Origin of the sequence: Amycolatopsis thermalba (assembly GCF_023376025.1) — a bacterium.
In the GTDB taxonomy this organism is placed as follows: Bacteria; Actinomycetota; Actinomycetes; order Mycobacteriales; family Pseudonocardiaceae; genus Amycolatopsis_E; species Amycolatopsis_E thermalba.
In genome coordinates this window covers 3,763,763-3,783,586 of the sequence record NZ_CP091196.1, presented here as the reverse complement: position 1 = coordinate 3,783,586, position 19,824 = coordinate 3,763,763, and the positions used below count along the sequence as shown (strand labels likewise).

The window sequence follows — 19,824 nt, the reverse complement described above, 5'->3', positions numbered from 1 at the left end:
TTCCCGCCGGCTCAGCTCCCGGCGCGTGCTCCGGCACCGGCCGTGCTCGGCGCGGGCAGGGCGCGGAGCAGGTCCTCCACCCGTTCCTTCGCGTCGCCGAAGAGCATCGCCGAGTTCTCCCGGAAGAACAGCGGGTTCTGCACGCCCGCGTAGCCCGAGGACATGGACCGCTTGAACACCACGACGTTCTTGGCCTCCCACACGCGCAGCACCGGCATGCCCGCGATGGGCGAGCCGGGGTCCTCGGCCGCCGCCGGGTTGACGGTGTCGTTGGCGCCGATGACGAGGACGACGTCGGTGTCGGCGAAGTCGTCGTTGATCTCGTCCATCTCCAGGACGATGTCGTAGGGCACCTTGGCCTCGGCGAGCAGCACGTTCATGTGGCCGGGCAGCCGCCCGGCGACCGGGTGGATGCCGAACCGGACCTCGACCCCGCGTTCCCGCAGCCGGCGGGTCAGCTCGGCCACCCCGTGCTGCGCCTGCGCGACGGCCATGCCGTAGCCGGGGGTGATGATCACGCTGCTCGCGTCGGCCAGGAGCTCGGCCGCGCCGTCGGCGGTGATCTCCTTGTGCTCCCCGTAGTCCGTGTCGTCCGACGGGCCCGCTTCGATCCCGAACCCACCGGCGATCACCGAGATGAACGACCGGTTCATCGCCTTGCACATGATGTAGGACAGGTAGGCACCGGAGGAGCCGACGAGCGCGCCGGTGACGATGAGGAGGTTGTTCTCCAGCAGGAACCCGGACGCGGCGGCCGCCCAGCCGGAGTAGCTGTTGAGCATCGACACCACCACCGGCATGTCCCCGCCGCCGATCGAGGCCACCAGGTGCCAGCCCAGCGCGAGCGCCACCACGGTGACCACGATCAGCAGCCACAGCTGCGGGTCGATCACGAACCACACCGTCAGCGCCACGAACACCGCCAGTGCGCCGAGGTTGAGGACGTTCTTGCCGGGCAGCACCAGCGGCTTGGAGTCGATCCGCGCGGACAGCTTCAGGAACGCCACGATCGACCCGGTGAACGTCACCGCGCCGATGAACACGCCGATGAACACCTCGGCGGAGTGGATCCCGCCCAGCCCGAGCGCGGCCAGCGTCCGCGCCTCGGCGCCCTCGGGATGCGCTTCCACCTCCAGGTAGCCGTTCCACCCGACCAGCACCGCGGCCAGGCCGACGAAGGAGTGCAGCAGCGCGATCAGCTCGGGCATGCCGGTCATCTGCACCACGCGGGCCCGCTGCAGGCCGACGGCGGCGCCCAGCACCATCGCGACCACCAGCAGCACCACGCCCAGGGTGGAGATGTCGCGGTGCACGGCCAGCGCGATGGTCGCGGCCAGCGCGACGACCATGCCGGCGATGCCGAACCCGTTGCCGGTCTTGGCGGTCTCGTGCTTGGACAGCCCCGCCAGCGCCAGGATGAACAACAACGCGGCGACCAGGTAGGCCGCCTGCGCGATCGTGTCGAGAGTCATGACTGTGGTCTCCTGATCCGGCTCAGCTGCGGGAGAACATCGAGAGCATGCGCCGGGTGACGGCGAACCCACCGAAGATGTTGATCGAGGCGAGCAGGATCGCCGCGAACGCCAGCCAGGTGACCACCCCGCCGCCGTGCCCGACCTGCAGCAGCGCGCCGACCACGATGATCCCGGAGATCGCGTTGGTCACCGACATCAGCGGCGTGTGCAGGGCGTGGTGCACGTGCCCGATCACGTAGAACCCGATCACCACCGCCATCGCGAACACCGTCAGGTGCCCCTGCAGCGCCGGCGGCGACGCCGCGACCAGCAGGAACATCAGCGCGCCCGCCACCGCGGTCACCCCGATCCGGCCGGCCGGGGACAGCTTCTTCTTCGCCGGCTCCGGCTCCTGGGCCGCGGCCTTCGGCGCCGCCTGCGCCGGGGCCGCCGACACCGGCGCCGGGGGCGGCGGCCACAACAGCTCGCCGTCGCGCACCACGGTCATCGAGCGGACGACGATGTCGTCGAGGTCGAAGACCGGGGTGCCGTCCTTGCCGGGGGTCACCAGCTTCATCAGGTTGACCAGGTTCGTGCCGTACAGCTGCGAGGACTGCGCCGGCAACCGGCCGGGCAGGTCGGTGTAGCCGAGGATCGTCACGCCGTTGTCCGTGGTGACGGCCTTGCCGGCGACCGTGCCTTCGACGTTGCCGCCGTTGGCGGCGGCCATGTCCACGATCACGCTGCCCGGCCGCATCGACGCCACCATGTCCGCGGTGATGATCCGCGGCGCGGGCCTGCCGGGGATCAGCGCGGTGGTGATGATGATGTCCACGTCGCGGCACTGCTCCTCGTAGAGCTGCCGCTCGCGGGCCTTGTAGTCGTCGCTCATCTCCTTGGCGTAGCCGGTCGCCGACACCTCGACGTCCGGCGCCTCGATCGACAGGTACTCCCCGCCCAGGGACTTCACCTGGTCGGCGACTTCCGGCCGCGGGTCGGTCGCCCGCACCACCGCGCCCAGCGACCCGGCGGCGCCGATCGCGGCCAGACCCGCCACGCCCGCCCCGACCACGAGCACCTTCGCCGGCGGCACCTTGCCCGCCGCGGTGACCTGGCCGGTGAAGAACCGGCCGAACGTGTGCGCCGCCTCCACCACGGCCCGGTACCCGGCGATGTTCGCCATCGAGGACAGCACGTCCAGCGACTGCGCCCGCGAGATCCGCGGCACCGCGTCCATCGCCATCGCGGTGATCGGCCGGTTCGCCAGGTCGTCGACCAGCTCCTGGTTCAGGGCCGGGGCCAGCAGGCTGATCAGCGTCGCGCCCGGCTTCAGCGCGTCCAGCTGCTCCTTGGCCGGCGCGTTCACCCCCAGGACGATCTCCGCCTGCACGGCGTTCCCGATCGACGCTCCCGCCTCGGCGTACGCCTCGTCGGAGAAGCTCGCCAGCTCCCCGGCGCCCGGGTCCACCACGACCTCGTACCCGAGCTTGAGCAGCTGGGCCACCGTCGCGGGGGTCGCGGCCACCCTCGTCTCGCCGGGGGTGGCCTCCTTCAGCACTCCGACCAGCATCGAATCACCTCGTCCACGCTCGGACGACGAACGCCGGGTGTCGTACGTCGACGTACTCCTGCCGCGCTCCCCCGTGGCCGACCCCGGTCGGGGAGCGCGCGATCACATGCGCCTTTTTAACACGATGGCCCGATTCTGCCGATGACCGCGGACACATGCGGATGATGGGGTGGTGCGCAGGCGGATGTTGATCGGCGCCACGGTGGTCGTCATCATCGTGGCGGTGGTGTTCGGCAGCGCCTTCGCGTTCCAGCGCAAGCTCATCTACCTGCCCTCGGGCGGGCCGGTGCCGTCCGCGGCGCAGGTCCTGCCCGGCGGCCGGGACGTCCCGCTGCGCACCGCCGACGGGCTGACCCTCACCGCCTGGTACTTCCCGGTCGAGGGCGCCCGCGCGGCGGTGCTGGTGGCGCCGGGCAACGCCGGGAACCGGTCGCTGCGCACGCCGCTCGCGCGGGCCCTGCACGCGGCTGGGCTCGCGACCCTGCTGCTGGACTACCGCGGGTACGGCGGCAACCCGGGCTCGCCCACCGAGGCCGGGCTGGCGCTGGACGTGCGGGCGGCGCGGGAGTTCCTGGCCGCGCGGGCGCGGGTGCCGCTGGTGTACTTCGGCGAGAGCCTGGGGGCCGCGGTGGTGGCCGGGCTCGCCGTCGACTTCCCGCCGGCCGCGCTGGTGCTGCGGTCGCCGTTCACCGACCTCGCCGCGGTCGCCCGCCGGCACTACCCGTTCCTGCCGGTGCGTTTGCTGCTGCTGGACACCTTCCCGGTCGCCGAGCGGGTCGCGCGGGTGCCCGCGCCGGTCACGGTGGTCTACGGCGGCGCGGACACGATCGTGCCGCCGGAGCAGAGCCGGGCGGTGGCCGCGGCGGCGCGCGGGCGGGCGGTCGAGGTGCCCGGCGCCGACCACAACGACCCGGTCCTGCTGGACGGTCCCGCGGTGATCTCGGCGATCACCGCGGCGGCCGGCTGATCGGCGGTTCTCACAGCGCCGTCGCCAGCGCCTCCAGCGCGGCCGGCCGATCGCGGCCCACCGGGATCATCACCACCGAGTCCGCACCCAGCCCGGCGATCCGCTGCCGCACCGCGTCCGCGGGACCGGCCAGTGTCAGGGCGTCCACCCACTCCCCCGGCAACGCCGCCGCGAACGACTCCGCGTCCGCGTGCCGCGCGCGCAGCTCACGCAGCTCGGCCACGAACGGCAGTGGCTCCACGTGCGGCACCAGCGACCGCTTCGTGACCTCCGCCAGCAGCGGCCGCAGCTGGGCCCGGGCCGTCTCGGCGTCGGGGTGCACCACCGCGTGCTCGAAGGCCACGACCCGCGCGTGCGGGGGCAGGATGCGCCGGGCCGCGGCGATGTACTCGGCGGGCGCCGGTTCGGCCAGGATCACGCCGTCCAGCTCGGCCCCGGCCACGGCGAGCGACTTCGGGCCGCGCACCCCGGCGAGCACCGGCGGAACCGTCTCCGGCGGCGACTCCAGGCCGGCGTCCGCCAGCCGCACGTACCGGCCCTCGACGCGGACCCGCTCCCCGCGCATGAGCCCGGTCAGCGCCCGCGCGTACTCGGCGAACAACGTCAGCGGGCTCGACGGCCACGCGCCCACCTGGCGCATCCACCCGGGCACCCCGTGCCCGATGCCCGCCACCACCCGCCCCGGGTGCAGGTGCGCCAGCGTCGCCAGCTCCATCGCCGTGAACGCCACGTTGCGCGCCCCCGCGGGCAGGATCCCGATCCCGACGCGGATCCGCCGGGTCACCGCCAGCACCGTCGCCGCCTGCGCGATCCCGCCGTGGAACCCGAGGTCCTCCACGACCCACACCTCGCCGAACCCGAGCTCCTCGGCCCGCCGCGCGAACGGCACGATCTCCGCCGCCGCCAGGTCGCGCGGCAGCATCACCCCGGCCGTCATCCGAGCACCACCGGCACCCGCGCGGCCACCTCGCCCAGTGCCGCCTGCTCGGCCTCGGTGGGCGCGCGCCGCCCGGTGCCGACGCGCAGCGCGTCGGCGTCGGAGAACGACGCCGGGAACGCGGCTCCGGCGATCTTCTCCAGCATCGCCCGCGACGCGGCGAGCCCGTCGGCGGGCGGACCGGGCACCGACGGCAGGTGCGCCACCAGGTCGAGGTGGTGCAGCGTCCACTCCACCACGTAGGTGGACAGGTAGTCGGCCACGGTGAGGACCTGTTCGCGGGTCCGCACCCGCGCCGCCGGGTCGGCCAGCTCCGCCGCGCGCCCCGCGGCGGAGCCGACGTCGTCGAGGTGGAACTTCAGCAGCCACGGCTCCTGGTAGGCGGCGGCCAGCCGGACGGTCAGCGCGTCCAGCGGGTCCTCGCCCGTCGGCGGCGTGTCCCCGACCTCCCAGTAGGTCAGCGCGTCCCGGGTCGGTTCCTCCGCCGCCGGGGTCGCCAGCGTGATCAGCACGTCCTGGGCGTCGATGATCAGGTGGCACACCAGGTCCCGGACCAGCCAGCCGGCGCACCCGGACGGCCGGGCGAGGTCGTCGTCGGCGAGCCCGGCGACCGCGGCCCGCAGCGCCGCCCACGAGCGTGAGAAGAGATCCACCGTCGCAAGCTAACAGCGGCGGGCGGGGGTGGCGACCGCTTTCACGCCCGGGACCGGGCCAGCCCCAGCCCGCCGAGGACCGCGGCGATCAGCCCGATCGCCACCGCCGCGAACCCGCCGACGATCCCGTAACCGGTGCCGGGACCGCCCTCGGCCAGCGCCACCACCAGGCCGCCGCCCGCCATGCCCGCCACCCCGGTGGCCAGGGCGGCGGTGGACCCGCGTCGCCGGTGCCGGGCGACCGCGAGCGCACCGAGGACCACTCCGGCCACGGCCACCAGCGCGGCCACCGCACCGACGAGCCGTCCCGACGTCAGCGTGCCGGGGTCGGCGGCCTGGGCGAGGGTGTATCCGAACATCGTGAGCTCCTTCTGCCGTAAGGGTCTTTCCGGCACATCCTGCGCGGATCACCGCCGTCCGTCGTCCGGCGGAGGCAGGCAATCCGCGCTGCCGCCGGTGCCGCAGGACCGGCGGATCTACCGCGGCCGCGGTAGTCGCGAGATCCTCCGCGCGCAGGAGTCGCCGGCGCGGCGCTCCGGCTAGGGTTTCCGGCATGAGCCGTGCCGGGGACCGGGCGATCGGCGCCGGGATGGCGGCGATCCTGCTGGTGACCGCGCTGTCCCGGCAGCACCCCGCCACGGATCTCGCGCCGGTGGGCTACGCGCTGCTGGTCGCCGGTGGCTTGGCGCTGGCCGCGCACCGCCGGGCGCCGGTGGTCGTGCTGGCGGCGGCCGGGCTGAGCGCCCTGGGCTACCAGGCGACCGGGCTCGACGTGCCCGCGCTGGCGTACCTGTTCGCGGTGTTCGCCGCGTTCCGGGCCGGGCGTCGTCTCGTCGCGGTGGCAGCCACGGTGGTCATGCTCGCGACGCTGCCGTTCGCGTTGCTGATCGCGCACGAGCTGACCGTCGGCGCGGCCTTCGCCCAGTCCCGGGACGTGCTCCAGCTCGCCTGGCTGGTCGCCGCGGGCGCGGCGGGTGAGGCGGTGCGCCAGGCCGAGCGCCGGGCGGACGAGGCCGAGCGCACCCGGGAGGAGACCGCGCGGCGCCGCGCCGACGAGGAGCGGCTGCACATCGCGCGGGAGCTGCACGATTCGCTCACCCACCAGATCTCCGTGATCAAGGTGCAGGCCGAGGTCGCCGTGCACCTGGCCGGCAAGCGGGGCGAGGACGTGCCCGAGCCGCTGCTGGCGATCCGGGACGCCGGGCGGGAAGCGGCCCGCGAGCTGCGCGCCACCCTGTCAGCGCTGCGCGACGACGGCACCAGCCCACCGCCCGGGCTCGGCGACGTCCCGGAACTGGTGCGGCGCGCGCGATCCACCGGACTGGAGACGACACTGACGATCGAGGGAGAACACGACGACGTGCCCGCCGCCGTGGCACGCACCGCCTACCGCATCGTCCAGGAGTCGCTGACCAACGTCGCCCGCCACGCGCGCGCCGCCACCGCGTCGGTCCGCATCGGCTACCGGCCCGGCGCCGTGGTGATCCGGGTCGACGACGACGGCACCGCAAGCCCGGACGCCGCGCCGGTGCCCGGGGTCGGGCTGCTCGGCATGCGCGAGCGCGTGATGGCGCTCGGCGGAAGTCTCACCGCCGCGCCGCGTGCTGGGGGCGGGTTCAGCGTCCGGGCCGAGCTTCCCGTGGACCGGGCGTCGTGATCCGCGTCCTGCTGGTCGACGACCAGCCGCTGATCCGCAGCGGGTTCCGCGCGCTCCTGGACAACGAGCACGACATCGAGGTGGTCGCCGAGGCCGCCGACGGCGCGGCCGGGGTCGCCCTGGCCCGGGAACACGTGCCGGACATCGCGCTCGTCGACATTCAGATGCCGGTGGCGGACGGGATCGAGGCGACCCGGCGCATCGCCGCGGACCCGGCCCTGGCGGGGGTGCACGTGGTGATCCTGACCAACTACGGCCTGGACGAGTACGTGTTCGACGCGCTGCGCGCCGGGGCGGCCGGGTTCCTGGTCAAGGACATCGAACCGGAGGACTTCCTGCACGCCGTGCGGGTCGCCGCCCGCGGCGACGCGCTGCTGTCCCCGTCGATCACGCGCAAGCTGATCGACCGGTACGTCAGCCGGCCGCCGCACCCCGGCCCGGGCCTCGGCGAACTGACCAACCGCGAACGCGAGGCGGTGGCGCTGGTCGCACAGGGACTGTCCACCGAGGAGATCGCCGGGCGGATGGTGATCAGCCCCCTCACCGCGAAGACGCACGTCAACCGCGCGATGACGAAACTGCACGCCCGCGACCGCGCCCAGCTGGTGGTCTTCGCGTACGAGTCCGGACTGGTGACACCGAGCGGCTCCGGTGAGTGATCATCGGCGGTGACCGCCGAGGGTTTCCGGGCAGAGCCACCCTCCCGACGACCGCCGCGCCGCCGCCGAGTGGGCGCTGGACGACCTGGCCGCCCGCGCCTGGGATGGTGGCCCGTCGCGCCGGGTGCACGGGCCGAGCGGGTGCCGGCCGCCCTCGGTCTCGTGTTGCGCATGTACGGACAGCACCGCGCACTCCCGGGACGGCGTGCCGGTGTTCGGGATCTTCTTCGGCCGGTCCAGCTTCGCGACGCGCCGGCGTACGAGTCCAGCACGGTTCCGGCAACGGCGGACTTCCCGCCGGTGCCGGCCGCGCCGCTGAGCCGCAGTGTCCGAACGGGAGCGGGGACCGTCCTCGACGTGCTGGAGCCCGAACTCCACGGCCGCGCCGCTCAGGCGGCGGTCGACACCGCCGGGTGGCCGGAGGTGATCGCCGAGGTGCTGGCCGCCCTGGGCCGGCGTGGCGCTCGCGCCGGTGGGCATCGGCGCCACCCGCCGCCTCGTCCAACAGCGACCGCACCCGCGGCGCGAGCGGCGTTGGCGCCATCTCCTGCTGACCGGCCTGGCGCTGTTCGCCGCGGGCGCGCTGCTCTCGGCGGCCGCACCGGACATCCCGCGCCTGCTCGCCGGGCGGGCGATCACCGGGGTGGGCGTGGCCGCCGTGCTGCCCGACACCCTCGCCGTCCTGCTCGCGTCGGTGGCGCTGCTGCTCGGCATCCGCGCACCCGCTGCTCGACCCGCGGTTGTTCCGGGCCGCGGGTCTGCGAAGCACGTGCCTGGGCAGGACGGCGCGTGGCACGTCGGCCGTCTGGTGGGGCGCATCGGGCTGACCGCCGTGATCGCCCTCGCCTTCGCCTGCACCGGCGCCGGCCTGCTCGGGCTGTCCACAAGCGACATGGCCACGCCCTGTCCGCTGTACGCGGTCTGGCTCGTCGTGACCGGGACCGGCGTGACGCTGGCGCTGCCGACGCTGTCCAGCGTGATCGCGGGTTCGCTGCCCCCGCGCAGGCCGGTGTCGCGACCGGCCTGCACCGGCGCCACGCGCGAGTTCGGCAGCGCGCTCGGCGTGGCCGTGCTCGTCCTCGGCGCGCTGGTCATCCTGCCGGGGCGAGGAACTCGATCGCCGCGTCCTTGAACTTCCGGCTGGACACGGCGTTGAGGTGGGTGCGCCGGCCGAGCGAGACGAACGGCGCACCCAGCGACGCCGCGAACTCCGGCGCGTCCGCGGCGATCTCGTCCTGCTCACCGGCGGCGAACAGCACCGGCACCGGCGGCGCACCGTCGAGCCGGTGCCCGGCCATCCCGTCGATACAGGCGTCCAGGCCGCCGCCGGACAGCTGCTCCGCCACGCGCTCCATCGACGCGCGGTCGGCGGCACGCCCGCCGATCCCGCCGAGCACCATCCGCCCGACGCGGCCCGGAGCGAGCCGCGCCAGCTCCCACCCGGCCAGACCGCCCATCGAGTAGGTGACCACATCCACAGTGGACAGTCCGGCCTCGTCGAGCACGGCGAGCACGTCCCGCGCCAGCGTTCGCGGCGAATACCCGGACGCCGGGCGGTCGCTCTGCCCGTGCCCGCGCAGATCCACGGTCACGTGCCCGTGCCCGTGCCCGTGCCCGGCCAGGGCGCGGATCCAGCCGGTCTGCTCCCAGGTGCGGAGGCTGTCCGAGGCGAAGCCGTGGATCAGCAGCACCGGACGCGGCCCGGGGGCGGTGTCGTACCAGATCTTGGTGCCGTCGGCGGCGGTGGCGAACACGGCTCAGTCCTCCGGCAGGGTCAGGCGGACCCTCCGCCGCGGCTTCTTCTCCTCCGGGACGGTGCCGACGATCCCGGCGTCCTCCACGGCGAAGGTGACCAGCGGCTCCCCCACCGCCAGCTCCTCGTCCTCGCCGACGTGCAGGCGGGTGACGCGGCCGGACTGGGGCGAGGGGATTTCCACCGCGGACTTGGTGGTCTCCAGCTCGACCAGCGGCGCGTTGCGCTCGACCCAGTCGCCCTCGGCGACCAGCCACTCCAGCACGCGGGCGCTGATCAGGCCCTCACCGAGGTCGGGCAGGGGGAAGGTCACTTCAGCCACGGCGGTACTCCAGGGTGGTCTGCACGGCGGTCAGGATGCGGTCGATGCTGGGCAGGTACTCGTCCTCCAGCGCGCCGGACGGGTAGGGCACGTCGAACCCGGTGACCCGCTGCACCGGCGCGCGCAGCCCGGCGAAGCAGCGTTCGGTGATCAGCGCGGACACCTCGGCGCCGAGCCCGGCGGTCAGCGGCGCCTCGTGCACCACGACCGCGCGGCGGGTCCGGGCCACCGACTCCGCGAGCCCGGCGGCGTCGATCGGCTTGAGCCAGCGCAGGTCGAGGACCTCCAGCTCGACGCCGTCCTCGGCGGCCAGTTCGGCGGCCTGCAGGCAGCGGGCGACCATCGCGCCCCAGGCGACCAGCGTGGCGTGCCTGCCCGGCCGGACGATCCGGCTGGTGCCGACGGGCAGCTGCTCGACGGCCTCCGTGGGGTCGAACGTCTCGCGGTGCCAGTAGCGGGACTTCGGTTCCAGGAAGATCACCGGGTCCGGATCGGCGATCGCCTGCCGCAGCAGGTGGTACCCCTCGCCCGGGGTGGACGGCGACACCACCTTCAGGCCGGGCACGTGCGCGAACAGCGCCTCCAGGCTCTCGCCGTGGTGCTCGGGCGCCTTGATCCCGCCGAAACTGGGCAGCCGCAGCGTGATCGGCATGCTCAGCACGCCGCGGCTGCGGTAGTGCATGCGCGCGACCTGGTTGACGATCTGGTCGATCGCCGGATAGCTGAAGCCGTCGAACTGGATCTCCGGCACCGGCCGCCACCCGGCCATCGCCAGCCCGACCGCCATGCCCATGATCGCGGACTCGGCCAGCGGTGTGTCGAACACGCGGTGCTCGCCGAACTTGTCGCGCAGGCCGTCGGTCACCCGGAACACCCCGCCGAGCGTGCCGACGTCCTCGCCGAAGATCAGCACCCGGTCGTCGTCCTCGCACGCGTGGCGCAGGGCGAGGTTGAGGGCCTGCTGCAACGAGAACTCAGGCATCGAGGGACTCCTTCCACGCCCGCTGCTGCTCCAGCAGGGCCGCCGTGGGCTCGCGGTAGACGAACGAGAACAGCTCCTCGGCCGGGGGCGCGCCGAGCGCGAGCAGGTCGTCGCGGACCCGGCTCACCACGGTGGCGGCGTGCTCCTCGGCGGCGGCGACCTCCTCGGCGGTGAGCTGGTTCGCCGCCCGGAGGAGCGGGTCGCGCCCGGCCCAGGCCCGCTCGTCGTCCAGGGTGCGGTAGCGGCCGGGATCGTCCGAAGTGGAGTGCGGGCCCAGCCGGTAGGTCATCGCCTCGATCACCGTCGGGCCGCCGCCGTCGCGGGCGCGGTCCAGCGCGGCGCGCGTCGCCTCGAACACGGCGGTCACGTCGTTGCCGTCGACGCGCACGCCCTCGATTCCGTACCCGGCGGCGCGGGCGGCGACCGAACCGCCGGCGACCTGGTCCGCGGTGGGCACCGAGATCGCCCAGCCGTTGTTCTGGCAGAAGAAGATCACCGGCAGCCGGTAGACGCCGGCGAAGTTCATGGCCTCGTGCACGTCGCCCTGGGAGCTGGCGCCGTCGCCGAAGTAGGTGATGGCCGCGCCGCCGGTGTCGTCCAGCTTCGCGCCCATCGCCCAGCCGACCGCGTGGGTGACGGGACCGCCGACGACGGCGTTGAACGGCGCCAGGCGGGAGGCCAGCGGGTCGTAGAGGCCGCCGTGCCAGAGGTTGAGGTGGGTGGCCAGGTAGCCGGCGAGGTCGACGCCCATCGCCACCGCGACGCCGAGTTCCCGGTAGCACGGGAAGGCGAAGTCACGGCCGAGGTCGAGCGCGGCGGCGCTGCCGACCTGCGCGGCCTCTTGGCCCTTCGCCGGGGCGTAGGCGGGGAGGACACCCTGGCGCTGCAACGCGATGGCTTCGTCGTCGAGCCGGCGTGCCACCAGCATCAGCCGGTGGAGCGCGGGGAGATCAGCTTCCTGCATGGCGGGAAGGGTGCGGTGCGGCCTCCGGAGTGCGCAAGTGTCGCCCCAGCGGCTGATCACTGTGCACGATCTGCGCGGCGTTTCGCCGGTTTCGCTGGGCAGATTGTCCAGCGAGCCGCCGCGACGGCCCGGCACCCGCAGCGCTACTGGTGATCGTGCCCGTCTCCGGCTACGACCAGACCGGCCCCTACCGCGACCGCGCCGGGTTCGGCGGCGTCGCCGAGGCGTTCGGCGGGCTGCGGCAGGTCACCGGGCACCCGGACCGCCCGCCGGTGCGGCCGGCGGCGCCGCCGGACTCTACGGCGTGAACGTGAGCCCGTTCTCCACCAACGGGATCATCGTGCTCGCGCAGGCGCAGGTGCCCGGCAAACGCCTCTTCCAGCGCCGCATGCTCGCCTACAGCGCGCCCGTCGTGGCCGGCGCTCCCCTGCTCGCCTGGACGGTGGCGATCCTGCCGTCCGCGTTGTGACTCCACAGTAGACATTCCGGAAAGGACATCATGAACCACTTCACCGTGGACGGCCGGCGGCCGTCCGTCGACCCGGCCGCGTGGATCGCCCCGAACGCGGTGCTGGCCGGCGCGGTCACCGTCGCCGCCGGCGCCGGCGTCTGGTACACCGCCGTGCTGCGCGCGGATCTGGACACCATCAGCATCGGGGCCGGCAGCAACATCCAGGACGGCACGATCGTGCACGCCGATCCCGGCTTCCCCGCCGTCATCGGCGCGGGGGTGAGCGTCGGGCACCGCGCGGTGCTGCACGGCTGCACCGTCGAGGACGACTGCCTCATCGGCATGGGCGCGGTCGTGCTCAACGGGGCCCGGATCGGGGCCGGCAGCCTCGTCTCGCCCGGCTCGCGCGTCGCGGGCCTGCCGGCGAAGGTCCGGCGCCCCCTGACCGCCGACGAGCAGGCCGCGACCCGGGCCAACGCGGCGAGCTACCGCGACCTGGCACGCACCCACGCCACCGGGACTGAGCCGCGGCCCGCCGCGTCAACGAGACGAAGCACCCCGGCGGCGGCCACCGCGAGGCTCGCGGCGAACCACCGCGACCTGGCGCGCACGACCCGGGACTGAGCCGCGCCCGGCGGCGTCAGCGGGACGAAGCACCCCGGCGACGACCGCCGCGGGCGCCCGCCGAGAACGCGGCGGCCCCGCCCGATCGGTGGGGCGCCGCGCCCGTGCCACGGCCCGGCTTCTGCCGCCCGTCGCCGACGGGCTTCTGCCGCGCCTCGCCGGCCGGCTTGTCCCGCGTCTCGCCCCGCGGCTTCTGCCGCGCGGCGCCACGGCCGGAGTCACCGCGCCGCGGTTCCCCGCGCCGGGAGCCGGCGCGGGACGGCGAGCCGTCCCGGGTCCGCACCGCGCCGCCGGCCGCGGGCGCGGTGAACACCCGCTCCCCCGGCGCGAGCTCGGCCAGCAGCGGGTGCCCGAGCGCCAGCCGGGTGGTGACCGGGGTGATCCCGGCCTTGCGGGTCAGGTCGCGGACGTCGGCGACCTGGTCGTCGGTCATCAGCGTGATCACCGTGCCCTCGGCACCGGCGCGGGCGGTGCGCCCGGACCGGTGCAGGTACGCCTTGTGCTCGACCGGCGGGTCGGCGTGGATCACGCGGGCCACGTCGTCGACGTGGATGCCGCGGGCGGCGATGTCGGTGGCCACCAGCGTGGTCGCGCTGCCGTCGGAGAACGCCGACAGGTTGCGGGTCCGCGCCGTCTGGCCGAGGTTGCCGTGCAGCTCCACCGCCGGGACGCCGGCCGCCACGAGCTTGCGGGTCAGCGCCTTCGCCCGGTGCTTGGTCCGGGTGAACACCACGGTCCGGCCGGGCGCGGCGGCGAGGTCCACCAGCACGTCCAGGCGCGCGTCCGGCTGGACGTGCAGCACGTGGTGCTCCATCGTCGCCACCGGCGAGCGGGCCGAGTCGACGCTGTGCGTGACCGGGTCGGTGAGGAAACGCTTGACGAGCACGTCCACACCGGCGTCCAAGGTGGCCGAGAACAGCAGCCGCTGCCCCTGCCGCGGCGTGCGGTCCAGCAGCCGCTTCACCTGCGGCAGGAACCCGAGGTCGGCCATGTGGTCGGCCTCGTCGAGGACGGTGACCTCGACGGCGTCGAGGTGCGCGTGCCCGCTCGCGAGGTGGTCGGCGAGCCGGCCGGGGCAGGCGACCAGGATGTCCACCCCGGCCCGCAGGCCGGCGATCTGCGGCCCCGCGCCGACCCCGCCGAACACCGTCATGGTGCGCAGCGACAGGGCCTTGGCCAGCGGCGCCAGCGCCGCGTCGATCTGGGAGGCCAGCTCGCGGGTCGGCGCGAGGATCAGCGCGCGGGGCCGTCCGGGACGGCGCGGGGTGCCGCTCGCGGCGAGCCGGGCCAGGACCGGGAGCGCGAACGCGTACGTCTTGCCGGAGCCGGTGCGGCCCCGGCCGAGCACGTCCCGGCCGGCCAGCGAATGCGGCAGCGTGGCGGCCTGGATCGGGAACGGCGCCTCGATGCCCCGCTCGGCCAGCGCGGCGACGAGCACCGAAGGCACGCCGAGCGCGGCGAAGGAGGGCACGGGGGATGAGGTCAAGGGAAGATCTCCGAACGTCGGGGGGTCGTCCTGCCCGGCGCAGACCGTCGGCGGTCGCGGCGCGTGGTGGTCGACATCAGAACGCGGCCCGAGGCAGAACTGTGCGGGCCGCGATCACCAGTGTAGACCATGAACCGCGGCGGCGGGGCTCGACCGAACGGGATTCACTCCCGCCACGGTCACCCGACGGCGTTTCCGGCGACGGAACCACCCTCCGCTACGACGTGGTGCCGCGCGAGCGGGCGGGCCGGAAGCAGGTCGTGGTCACGCTGAACCGGTCCGTGCCGCGGCACGGACCGGTTCAGCGTATCGGCCGGTCACCCGTCAGCCCCGCTGGGCGAGCAGCCCGTCCACCAAGGCGCGCAGCCCGTCGGCGTAGGTGTCGCGCGCCGCCAGCTCCGGCCACTGGTCGCCGATCGCCGCCAGGTGCGGCATCTTCTCCGGGTCGAACCGGAACTCGGCGTCGCGGTAGGGCCGCTCGTCCGCGGGGCGCCGGCCGGACCGCGCGCGGACGAGGATCTCACCGGCGGTGTAGTACCAGATGCCGCGGAACACCCCGACCGCCTGCTCCGGGCTGCATCCGCTGTCCACGGCGCCGCCCACGATGGCCTCCACCATCCACAGGGCCGGTTCGTCGAGCAGGCCGACGAACCCGTCCACCGTGACGACCTCCGCGGCCCACGGCCACGCTGCCAGCGCGTCGTGCATCACCGTGGCCGCCACGACGATCCGCTCCCGCGGATCGCTGGGCAGCCGGGGGCGTTCCAGCTGCCCGGTGTAGGCGTTGAGCAGCTGCACCAGCAGATCCGCCTTGTCCCGCACGTGGTGGTACAGCGTCGTCGGCCCGATCCCCAGCTCCGCCGCGAGCCGGCGGACGCTCAGCTTCTCCCAGCCGTCGCGGTCGATGAGCTGCCGCGCGGCCGCCAGGATCTCCGCCCGGGAGGTCACCGGTGGCCGCCCGGTCCGGGCGCGCGCTGCATCGGGTCGGGGCATGGGTCCCATCATGCTGCCCGCTCCCCTCGTCGACAGCCGGCGCCCTCCGGTGCTAGTTTCGGAACGTGTTCCGAAACCAGCACGAGAGGACTGGGGTGCGATGACGAAGACGGAGTTCCCGGGACCGGCGGTCCGGGCGGGGCTCACCCTCGCGGCGGTGGCCGTCGTGCAGTTCACGGTGTCGCTGGACCTGTCGGTGGTGAACGTCGGGCTGCCGGCGATCGCGGCCGCGCTCGGGTTCGGCCCGGTGGGCCTGACCTGGGTGATCCACGCCTACGCGCTCACCTTCGGCGGGCTGCTCCTGCTCGGCGGCAAACTCGCCGACCGCTACGGCCGCAAGCGGGTCCTGCTGGTCGGGCTGGCCGTGTTCGGGATCGCGTCCCTGGCCGGGGGTTTCGCCGCGGACCCCGGCCAGCTGGTCGCGGCGCGCGCCGCGCAGGGCATCGGGGCCGCCGCGGCGGCCCCGGCCGCGCTGGCGCTGCTGACCGCGACCTTCCCCGGGGGCCGCGAGCGGGTCCGCGCGTTCGGCGTGTGGAGCGCGACGAACGCCGCCGGTGGGGCCCTGGGCGTGCTGATCGGCGGGGTGCTCACCGAGTACGCCGGGTGGCGGTGGGTGATGCTCGTCAGCGCGCCGATGGCCGCCGTCGCGCTGGTGCTGGCGCGGCGCGGGGTCGCCACCGAGCCGCCGCCGGTACGCGGCAGCCGTCCGGACGTGCTGGGCGCCGTCCTGGTCACGGCGGGCATGACCACGCTCGTGTTCGGCGTCGTGCGCACCGAGCAGTACGGCTGGGCCTCGCCGGTCACGCTGATCACCCTGGCGGTCGCCGTCGCACTGCTGGCCGCGTTCGTCCACATCGAACGGACGACGACCCGGGACCCCGTGGTGCGCCTGGGTTTGCTGGCCAACCGCGCGGTCGCCGGTGCCAACCTGTACAACCTGCTCCTCGGCGCGGCGATGGCGTCCGCCTTCTACTTCGTGTCCCTGTACCTGCAGCGGGTGCTGGGGACCGGGCCGGCGCTGGCCGGGCTGCAGTTCCTGCCCTTCGCGCTCGGGGTGGTCGCCGGGTCCGTGCTCGCCGTCAAGCTCGGGTACCGGATCGCGGCCCGCACGCTGATGGCCGGCGGCGGGCTGCTGGCCGCGGCGGGGTTCGCCTGGTTCGGTTTCCTCAGCGCGGACGGGTCGTTCCTGGCCGACGTCCTGGGGCCGTCGATGGTGACCAGTGCCGGGTTCGGACTGTGCCTCGGGCCGGTGGTGTCCGTGGCCACCGCGGGTGCGGCGCCGGAGGACTCGGGCGCGGCGTCCGGTCTGCTCGCCGCGTCCCGGCAGATCGGCGCGTCGCTCGGGCTCGCCGCCCTCGGCACGGCCGCGCACGGGTACGGCGCTTCGCCCGTGGCGGGGTACGCGTTCGGGTTGACGCTCGGCGCCGTGCTCTTCGCCGCCGCCGTGGCCCTCGCCCTCACGGTGGTTCCAGGGTCTGCTCCAGCCGGGCGAGCAGGCCGGTGAGGGCCGCGCGCTCGTCCGGGGCCAGCCCGCCGATCAGGTCCGCCTCGTGTTCCAGCAGGCGGCGGACGGTGGTTTCGATCAGACGGTGACCGGCGTCGGTGAGCCGGACGGCGACCGCGCGTCGTGACGCGGCCGAGGGCGCGCGTTCGACGAGCCCGGCCTGCTCGGCGCGGGCCACGCGCTGGGAGACCGCGCCGGGGGTGACCAGCGTGCGCCGGGTGATCTCCCGCGTGGTCAGCTCGTACGGCGGGCCGGACCGGCGGATCACGCTCAGCAGGTCCAGGGTGGACGGATCGACGCCGAGCTCGGCCAGGGTGCGGCGCCGGTCGTCGGCGAGGATCTTCGCGATCCGCCACACCGGGGTGATGATCTCGATGGACTCCGTGCGCACACCGGGGAGTTCGCGCCGCCACGACTCGGCGATGTCGTGCGCGGGCCACCTGAGGATCGAGCCCATCGGGTAGCCCTCGGCGCCGAAGTCGTTCGACACGGCCTGCCTCCCTCCGCTACGTTTAGAGCTAAACATAGCAGAGAGGAGTGCTCAGTGAGCCGGATCGTGCTGGTCACCGGTGGCGGGAACGGCATCGGACGGGCCGTGGCCGCCCGGTTCCGCGCGGGCGGGGACGCCGTGGTGATCACCGGCCGCAACGGCGAGCGGCTGGCCCGGACCGCCGCCGGGATCGGCGCGCGGGCGATCACCTGCGACGCGACGGATCCGGAGCAGGTGGCGCGGATGGCGGACGAGCTGGGGCCGGAGCTGGACGTGGTGGTCAACATGGCGGGCGGGAACACCGATCTCACCGCGCCCGCCGGGGACGGGCTCGGGGAGGTGCTGCGCGCGTGGCGGGCGAACCTGGACGCCAACCTGCTCAGCGCGGTGCTCACCACGACGGCCGTGCGGGAGCGGCTGCGGCCGGGTGGCTCGATCATCAACGTCGGGTCGATCGGCGCCGAGTACGCCGCGTCGTCCTACGGGGCGGCGAAAGCGGCGCTGGCGGCGTGGACGGCCGGCCTGTCGTCGGAGGTCGGGCCGAAGGGCGTGACGGCGAACCTGATCGCGCCCGGGTACATCGCGGAAACCGGGTTCTTCCAGGGAAAGCTCAGCGAGGAGCGCCGGCGGGCGTTGATCGCCGCGACGCACAACGGCCGTCCGGGCCACCCGGACGACGTCGCGGAGACGGCGTATTTCCTGGCGTCGGCGGGCGCGCGCCACATCACCGGCCAGACGATCCACGTCAACGGCGGCGCCCACACGACGCGATAACCGGTTGGCGAACGGGCCGGGCGGCGGGACGATCACCGGGTGTGGGACGAGGCCCGGGAGCGCGTCGAGGCACTGTGTGCCGCGCGGGACGCCGATGCCGAGGTGGCGGTGATGGCGGGGGCGGACCCGCGGTTGTGGCTCGCCGTCGACGCGAGCGCGCGACGCTCGGTCCCGGCGGGCTGGCACCGCAGTGTCGTGTTGCGGGCGCTGGGACGCGACGGCCACCTCCGCGAAGCCGCCCTGCCCCAGCTCGACCAGCGGATCGCGCTGCCGGTGCTGGCGATCCGCGCGGCGGACTGGGTGCCGCAGGTGCGCGAGCGTGCCCGGCGGGAGTGCCTGCGTCACCTCTTCCGCGACCCGATGACCGTGGTGGACCTGTTCCCGCTGGCGTGCCGCGTGCGGCGCCGCGCCGAGGGCGAGTGGCTGGCCGCGACGCTGGAGGGGATGCTGCGCCTGCCCGAGGTCCGCTCGGCCGCACTCGCCGCTTCGGATGTGCTCACCCGCCGGACGGTGTATGAGTCGGGATACGCGAGCGCCGGCGAGCTGAGGGCCGGGCTCCGGGACGGGGATCTGAAGATCCGGCTGGGGTGTGCTCGCGCCCTGGCCGGCAGCCCGGACCCCGAGGTGCTGCACCTGCTGCGCACCAGCGGCACGGCGGCCCTGCGCGCCCTGGCGATCCGCGACCGCGCCGGCGCGGTGCCGGCACTGGCCGATCCAGCCTCGCTGGTGCGCGCACACGCGCACCTGACGCTCCGCCGCGCGGGCGAAGACCCCGCGCGGCACTACCGATCCCTGCTGACCGCGGTGAACGGCACCGCCGCACAGGTGCACGCAGCCGCCATCGCTGCCGGGACTCCCGCGCCCCACCACTCCGCACCAGGCCCAGCGCCGGGAACTCGCGCGAATGGCTCCGGCTCAGCCGGGCCCGGCCGCCGCGCCACACACCCGCGCGCCGCGGGCGTGGCCCCCGGGGCTGCCGGGACTCCCGCATCCCACCGGCCTGGCCCGGCCGCCGCGGCGGATCCCGTGTCCGCCGGCTTGGTCGCCGGCCTCGGGGAGACCGGCGACGGCGCCGATGCGGTGCTGCTCCTGCCGTTCCTCGCCGACGGGCGGGCCGGCGTCCGGGCCGAGACTGTCCGCGCGCTGCGTCGCCTGCGCGCGATTCCCCTCGCGCGGGCCGTGCCGTTGCTCGCCGATCCGTCCCCGCGCGTCGCCCGGCAGGTGATGCTCGCGCTGCGCGAAACCGCCGCCCTGATCGACGAAACCGTGCTGCACGGCATGCTCGCCCCCGGCCAGCCCGCGCACCGCAGGCGGATCGCGTTCCAGCTGCTCTCCGCCCGCGACACCTGGACCCGCCTCGCGCTCGACCTGCGTCTCGTGCTGGACCCGGACGAGCCGCTCCGGGACATCGCCGCCGGCGATCTGCGGAACTGGTTCGCCTACGGGTCCGCGACCACCTACACCACGCCGACCACCACGCAGGCCGCCGAGCTGCGCGACCTCCTCAACCGCGCGGAACCGCTGCTCGGCACCGCCCACGCCCGAGTGCTGCGCCTGTTCCTCTGATCCACTCCTGCACAGGCC

General features: G+C 74.7%; 20 protein-coding genes and 2 pseudogenes. 10 read left to right on the top strand and 12 right to left on the bottom strand.

The genetic code is table 11. From position 1 onward, the window contains the following. Positions 1-11: 11 nt before the first annotated feature. Entirely contained in the window at positions 12-1,472 is a 1,461-nt protein-coding gene (pntB, locus tag L1857_RS18240) for a Re/Si-specific NAD(P)(+) transhydrogenase subunit beta (RefSeq protein WP_249465710.1), read from the bottom strand. Between the two features lie 22 nt (positions 1,473-1,494). Next, positions 1,495-3,024 (bottom strand): Re/Si-specific NAD(P)(+) transhydrogenase subunit alpha, encoded by a 1,530-nt coding sequence (locus tag L1857_RS18235; RefSeq protein ID WP_249465708.1) that lies wholly within the window; start codon positions 3,022-3,024, stop codon positions 1,495-1,497. Positions 3,025-3,196: 172 nt separating this feature from the next. Between L1857_RS18235 and L1857_RS18230 the strand changes: the two genes are divergently transcribed. Next, positions 3,197-3,991 carry an alpha/beta hydrolase gene (locus L1857_RS18230; RefSeq protein ID WP_346009476.1) on the top strand — a complete coding sequence of 265 codons (795 nt, stop codon included), beginning with the start codon at positions 3,197-3,199 and terminating at the stop codon, positions 3,989-3,991. Positions 3,992-4,001: 10 nt separating this feature from the next. Here L1857_RS18230 and L1857_RS18225 read toward each other — a convergent pair whose 3' ends face one another. From L1857_RS18225 to L1857_RS18215, 3 genes are read right to left on the bottom strand one after another with little or no spacing between them, the layout of a single operon-like run. Further along, entirely contained in the window at positions 4,002-4,928 is a 927-nt protein-coding gene (locus L1857_RS18225) for an LLM class flavin-dependent oxidoreductase (RefSeq protein WP_094005348.1), read from the bottom strand. Further along, complete coding sequence (locus L1857_RS18220; RefSeq protein ID WP_094005347.1) at positions 4,925-5,581, bottom strand: maleylpyruvate isomerase N-terminal domain-containing protein; 657 nt, start codon at positions 5,579-5,581, stop codon at positions 4,925-4,927. The genes L1857_RS18225 and L1857_RS18220 overlap by 4 nt, the downstream gene beginning before the upstream one ends. A 41-nt stretch (positions 5,582-5,622) precedes the next feature. Continuing rightward, on the bottom strand, positions 5,623-5,940 hold the full coding sequence (locus tag L1857_RS18215; RefSeq protein ID WP_094005346.1) for a DUF6223 family protein: 318 nt from the start codon (positions 5,938-5,940) through the stop codon (positions 5,623-5,625). A gap of 194 nt (positions 5,941-6,134) precedes the next feature. Here L1857_RS18215 and L1857_RS18210 point away from each other — a divergent pair, with 194 nt between their 5' ends. From L1857_RS18210 to L1857_RS18200, 3 genes and pseudogenes are all read left to right on the top strand, one after another. Next, positions 6,135-7,238, top strand: coding sequence for a sensor histidine kinase (locus tag L1857_RS18210; protein WP_094005345.1), 1,104 nt, complete (start codon positions 6,135-6,137; stop codon positions 7,236-7,238). Next, positions 7,235-7,897 carry a response regulator gene (locus tag L1857_RS18205; protein WP_116110142.1) on the top strand — a complete coding sequence of 221 codons (663 nt, stop codon included), beginning with the start codon at positions 7,235-7,237 and terminating at the stop codon, positions 7,895-7,897. The genes L1857_RS18210 and L1857_RS18205 overlap by 4 nt, the downstream gene beginning before the upstream one ends. Positions 7,898-8,441: 544 nt before the next feature. Beyond that, a pseudogene (locus L1857_RS18200) lies at positions 8,442-8,972 on the top strand (hypothetical protein); the annotation flags it as partial. 16 nt (positions 8,973-8,988) lie between these two features. Here the strand turns inward: L1857_RS18200 and L1857_RS18195 are convergent. Genes L1857_RS18195 through L1857_RS18180 form a run of 4 tightly spaced genes read right to left on the bottom strand, consistent with a single transcriptional unit; the run spans position 8,989 to position 11,918 of the window. Further along, entirely contained in the window at positions 8,989-9,651 is a 663-nt protein-coding gene (locus L1857_RS18195; RefSeq protein WP_094005343.1) for an alpha/beta fold hydrolase, read from the bottom strand. 3 nt (positions 9,652-9,654) lie between these two features. Then, entirely contained in the window at positions 9,655-9,972 is a 318-nt protein-coding gene (locus L1857_RS18190) for a biotin/lipoyl-containing protein (RefSeq protein WP_094005342.1), read from the bottom strand. Continuing rightward, entirely contained in the window at positions 9,965-10,954 is a 990-nt protein-coding gene (locus tag L1857_RS18185; RefSeq protein ID WP_094005341.1) for an alpha-ketoacid dehydrogenase subunit beta, read from the bottom strand. The genes L1857_RS18190 and L1857_RS18185 overlap by 8 nt, the downstream gene beginning before the upstream one ends. Beyond that, a complete protein-coding gene (locus L1857_RS18180) occupies positions 10,947-11,918 on the bottom strand; it encodes a thiamine pyrophosphate-dependent enzyme (protein WP_233157249.1) in 972 nt (323 codons plus the stop codon). Before L1857_RS18180 ends, L1857_RS18185 begins: the two co-directional genes overlap by 8 nt. A gap of 149 nt (positions 11,919-12,067) precedes the next feature. On the opposite strand from L1857_RS18180, the gene L1857_RS18175 reads away from it, so the two are divergent. The 3 genes and pseudogenes from L1857_RS18175 to L1857_RS18165 all read left to right on the top strand — a co-directional run. Continuing rightward, on the top strand, positions 12,068-12,226 hold the full coding sequence (locus L1857_RS18175) for a CoA transferase (protein WP_240323117.1): 159 nt from the start codon (positions 12,068-12,070) through the stop codon (positions 12,224-12,226). A gap of 2 nt (positions 12,227-12,228) precedes the next feature. After that, positions 12,229-12,387 carry a hypothetical protein gene (locus L1857_RS18170; RefSeq protein ID WP_233157247.1) on the top strand — a complete coding sequence of 53 codons (159 nt, stop codon included), beginning with the start codon at positions 12,229-12,231 and terminating at the stop codon, positions 12,385-12,387. Between the two features lie 30 nt (positions 12,388-12,417). Beyond that, a pseudogene (locus L1857_RS18165) lies at positions 12,418-12,882 on the top strand (gamma carbonic anhydrase family protein); the annotation flags it as partial. Between the two features lie 127 nt (positions 12,883-13,009). On the opposite strand, the gene L1857_RS18160 reads toward L1857_RS18165, so the two are convergent. Next, positions 13,010-14,464 carry a DEAD/DEAH box helicase gene (locus tag L1857_RS18160; RefSeq protein WP_249467445.1) on the bottom strand — a complete coding sequence of 485 codons (1,455 nt, stop codon included), beginning with the start codon at positions 14,462-14,464 and terminating at the stop codon, positions 13,010-13,012. A 339-nt stretch (positions 14,465-14,803) separates the two neighbouring features. Continuing rightward, positions 14,804-15,472: a TetR/AcrR family transcriptional regulator gene (locus L1857_RS18155; RefSeq protein ID WP_116110145.1), complete on the bottom strand. Its 669-nt coding sequence runs from the start codon at positions 15,470-15,472 to the stop codon at positions 14,804-14,806. A gap of 100 nt (positions 15,473-15,572) precedes the next feature. On the opposite strand from L1857_RS18155, the gene L1857_RS18150 reads away from it, so the two are divergent. Continuing rightward, positions 15,573-16,976 carry an MFS transporter gene (locus L1857_RS18150; RefSeq protein WP_249465705.1) on the top strand — a complete coding sequence of 468 codons (1,404 nt, stop codon included), beginning with the start codon at positions 15,573-15,575 and terminating at the stop codon, positions 16,974-16,976. Here L1857_RS18150 and L1857_RS18145 read toward each other — a convergent pair. Further along, positions 16,930-17,466, bottom strand: a complete 537-nt coding sequence (locus tag L1857_RS18145) for a MarR family winged helix-turn-helix transcriptional regulator (RefSeq protein ID WP_094005337.1) — start codon at positions 17,464-17,466, stop codon at positions 16,930-16,932. The genes L1857_RS18150 and L1857_RS18145 overlap by 47 nt on opposite strands. 54 nt (positions 17,467-17,520) lie before the next feature. Between L1857_RS18145 and L1857_RS18140 the strand changes: the two genes are divergently transcribed. Further along, positions 17,521-18,240, top strand: coding sequence for an SDR family NAD(P)-dependent oxidoreductase (locus tag L1857_RS18140; RefSeq protein ID WP_116110148.1), 720 nt, complete (start codon positions 17,521-17,523; stop codon positions 18,238-18,240). Positions 18,241-18,279: 39 nt separating this feature from the next. Then, positions 18,280-19,806, top strand: a complete 1,527-nt coding sequence (locus L1857_RS18135) for a hypothetical protein (RefSeq protein ID WP_240323118.1) — start codon at positions 18,280-18,282, stop codon at positions 19,804-19,806. Positions 19,807-19,824: the final 18 nt, after the last annotated feature.

Excerpts from the sequence above, each read along its gene's own strand:
- L1857_RS18150 (WP_249465705.1), top strand. The coding sequence starts at position 15,573 with ATGACGAAGACGGAGTTCCCGGGACCGGCGGTCCGGGCGGGGCTCACC.
- pntB (WP_249465710.1), bottom strand. The coding sequence starts at position 1,472 with ATGACTCTCGACACGATCGCGCAGGCGGCCTACCTGGTCGCCGCGTTG.
- L1857_RS18210 (WP_094005345.1), top strand. The coding sequence starts at position 6,135 with ATGAGCCGTGCCGGGGACCGGGCGATCGGCGCCGGGATGGCGGCGATC.
- L1857_RS18155 (WP_116110145.1), bottom strand. The coding sequence starts at position 15,472 with ATGCCCCGACCCGATGCAGCGCGCGCCCGGACCGGGCGGCCACCGGTG.
- L1857_RS18235 (WP_249465708.1), bottom strand. The coding sequence starts at position 3,024 with ATGCTGGTCGGAGTGCTGAAGGAGGCCACCCCCGGCGAGACGAGGGTG.
- L1857_RS18225 (WP_094005348.1), bottom strand. The coding sequence starts at position 4,928 with ATGACGGCCGGGGTGATGCTGCCGCGCGACCTGGCGGCGGCGGAGATC.
- L1857_RS18185 (WP_094005341.1), bottom strand. The coding sequence starts at position 10,954 with ATGCCTGAGTTCTCGTTGCAGCAGGCCCTCAACCTCGCCCTGCGCCAC.
- L1857_RS18215 (WP_094005346.1), bottom strand. The coding sequence starts at position 5,940 with ATGTTCGGATACACCCTCGCCCAGGCCGCCGACCCCGGCACGCTGACG.
- L1857_RS18180 (WP_233157249.1), bottom strand. The coding sequence starts at position 11,918 with ATGCAGGAAGCTGATCTCCCCGCGCTCCACCGGCTGATGCTGGTGGCA.